This is a genomic window from Psychrobacter sp. Ps6 (assembly GCF_022129235.1).
GTDB lineage: Bacteria > Pseudomonadota > Gammaproteobacteria > Pseudomonadales > Moraxellaceae > Psychrobacter.
Genome location: NZ_JADQAI010000049.1, coordinates 1 through 2871 on the forward strand (window position 1 = coordinate 1; position 2871 = coordinate 2871).

Consider the following 2871-nt stretch of genomic DNA (forward strand, 5'->3'; position numbering starts at 1 on the left):
TAATGCCGAAGAATACAGTCATAACAAGCGTTGTAGCTGCAATACTATCGTGGAAGATATGTAGCCATTTGGGCAAGTTAATATGATCTACACTGTCATTTTTATCACCTAATTTGGGTGCAATTTTTGTGGCAACCCAAGAGGCAAACTGCTGTTGGTGACCTATAGAGAAGCCTGCTCCCCCTGTTACCTCTTGTGTAGGCTTAAACATAATATTTGATGAAATACCCCAGTAAAGAGCCATCAAAATAGCGGTATAGATGATGGTTTCCCACATACCAGCGCCAAGTACAAAATAGAAAACGGCAATCAGGCCCGCCTGTTGGAACATAATATGTCCCGTTAACATAATGGTACGAATACCAGTAATTCGACGGAAAAAGACAAGAAGGATATTAATACCTAGGGCAATAAGGACAGCGTATCCAACCCAAGAGTAGTTATCACCCATGGTTTCCATAGTTGCCATCATCGATGTATAGGGATCGATAACAGAACCTGTCAAACCATGTATTTCACTCATTTTTTCGATAACTGGTTTAAAACCAGCGACTAGAGTACCAGCTCCCACTTGGACAATCATAAAACCAACAATCGTTTTGATTGAGCCAGCAATAACAGTAGTTGTGTCACGCTTCAGAAGGATATAACCGAGACAGGTAACCATACCCAATAATAAAGGGGCTTTGGTCATAACCTGACTATAAAAAACATAGAAGATATCGTATAAGAACTCCATATCTTTACCTCTAATATAATTTTTTTAGTGATTTGTAGGATTTGGTGATGTCTATTTTGCTCACGAGACAATCCTTACCGATCAAAAGTAATCATTCAATGCTCATTTGTGATTATTTTGATTTATATCAATTTTCATTATCCGTAATGTAATTAATTGAGCTACAGATCACGCTACCAAATAAAACACCATTAAATCAAAGGTTTATGTGAATATGTGATTATGGTCATATTTATTTATAGTGAATGTTTGACAATCAGAATCATGATTACTAGAATCATAAAAAATCAAAAGTAATCACAAGGTTGTCATTAAGACACATAGAGTGATAAATATGAATGAATTACAAAGACATAACGCAATATTAACGTTGCTCGAAGAAATGCAAATGATCAACATATCTCAGATCATTGATAAATTTGGTATATCTCCTGCCACAGCTCGACGTGATATAGCCAAACTAGATGAGCTTGGTAGGCTGCGTAAGATAAGAAATGGGGCTGAAAGAATAGAGACTCAAAAACGAAAATGGTCTCCACTTAATATTAATAGTACCGATTTTTATGAAGAAAAAGCTCAAATTGCGCATGCTGCTGCTGCACTTTGTAAGCCTGGTGACAGTGTGGTCATTAACTGTGGTTCCACTGCCTTCTTATTAGGCCAGCAATTATGCGGAGAAAATGTTCAGATAGTAACGAACTATTTTCCTCTCGCCAGTTATTTAATTAATGAAGATCATGATGATGTAATCATTATTGGTGGCCAATATAACAAAGCTCAAAACATCTTTTTAAATCCTGCACCAAATTCTTTAGGCAGCTATGCCGGGAACTGGATGTTTACATCAGGCAAAGGCCTTACTGAAATGGGCCTTTATAAAGCAGATATGCTGACCGCTGTTGCCGAACAACAAATGTTAGAGCAAATTGATAAATTGGTCGTAGTCGTGGACAGTTCTAAAGTTGGTCAGAGAACAGGGATGCTATTTTGTGATATGAATCAAATTGATATCGTCATTACAGGTAAAGATGCTAATCCTGAGGTTATTAAAAAAATAGAAGCTCAAGGGACACAAGTCATCTTAGTGTAAATATAAAGGGCAAATAGCCCTCAATTATTACTAATTACAGTTAGTGCCTTAATTAAAATTAAGGCACTCAGTTTCCTACATCCTAAATAAATCAAATCAGTGAAATAAAAGGTATTATGATGAATAATGTAAATGAAATCACTCGCGAGTCTTGGATCTTAAATACATTCCCAGAATGGGGTACTTGGCTAAATGAAGAGATTGAGAAAACTGTTGTCGCCCCAAATACTTTCTCCATGTGGTGGTTAGGTTGTACTGGCATTTGGTTAAAATCAGAAGGTGGGGCAAATCTATCAATGGATTTTTGGTGTGGAACTGGTAAAAAAACACAAGCAGTTCAAAAAATGAAAAATCAGCATCAAATGATGCGCATGGGGGGAGTTGAAGCCCTACAACCAAATCTGCGTACTGCTATCTTTCCTCTTGACCCATTCGCAATCAAAGAAGTTGATGCAGTAATGGCCTCACATGATCATGGTGATCATATTGATATTAATGTTGCTGCCGCTGTCTTACAAAACTGTGGTGAGCATGTAAAATTTATCGGACCTAAAGCATGTGTGAAACTATGGATGAAATGGGGAGTACCAGAAGACCGCTGTATAGTTGCAAAAGTTGGCGATGAAATTCAAATCAAAGATGTTAAAATTAAAGTCTTGGATGCATTCGATCGTACTGCACTCGTAACATTACCAGAAGGAACATCTTCTCTAGATAAAGAAATTTTAGACGGTATGGATGATAGAGCGGTAAATTACCTCGTTGAAACAACTGGTGGATCACTGTACCCTTCCGGTGACTCTCATTACTCCAACTACTATGCAAAACACGGGAATGACCACAAAATTGATGTTGCTTTACTTTCTTATGGTGAAAACCCTCGTGGTGTAACAGACAAAATGACCTCATCAGATATTCTTCGTGCAGCTGAATCGCTAAATTGTAAAGTTGTTGTCCCTTTCCATCATGATATTTGGGCTAACTTCCAAAATGATCCTCGAGAAATTGAAGTGCTATGGAATATGAAGAAAGAACGTCTACA

3 protein-coding genes are annotated in these 2871 nt (G+C 37.4%); 2 read left to right on the forward strand and 1 reads right to left on the reverse strand.

Going from position 1 to position 2871, the window contains the following annotated elements; translation table 11 throughout:
* The coding region (locus tag I3255_RS13555) for a PTS transporter subunit IIC (RefSeq protein ID WP_238039277.1) at positions 1-739 on the reverse strand (739 nt) is incomplete at its 3' end.
* A gap of 334 nt (positions 740-1073) precedes the next feature.
* Between I3255_RS13555 and ulaR the strand changes: the two genes are divergently transcribed.
* Together ulaR and ulaG are read left to right on the forward strand one after the other, a co-directional pair.
* Entirely contained in the window at positions 1074-1829 is a 756-nt protein-coding gene (ulaR, locus tag I3255_RS13560) for an HTH-type transcriptional regulator UlaR (RefSeq protein ID WP_138222688.1), read from the forward strand.
* 119 nt (positions 1830-1948) lie between these two features.
* Positions 1949-2871 (forward strand): L-ascorbate 6-phosphate lactonase (gene ulaG, locus I3255_RS13565; protein WP_238039278.1); only part of this gene is annotated, 923 nt, incomplete at its 3' end.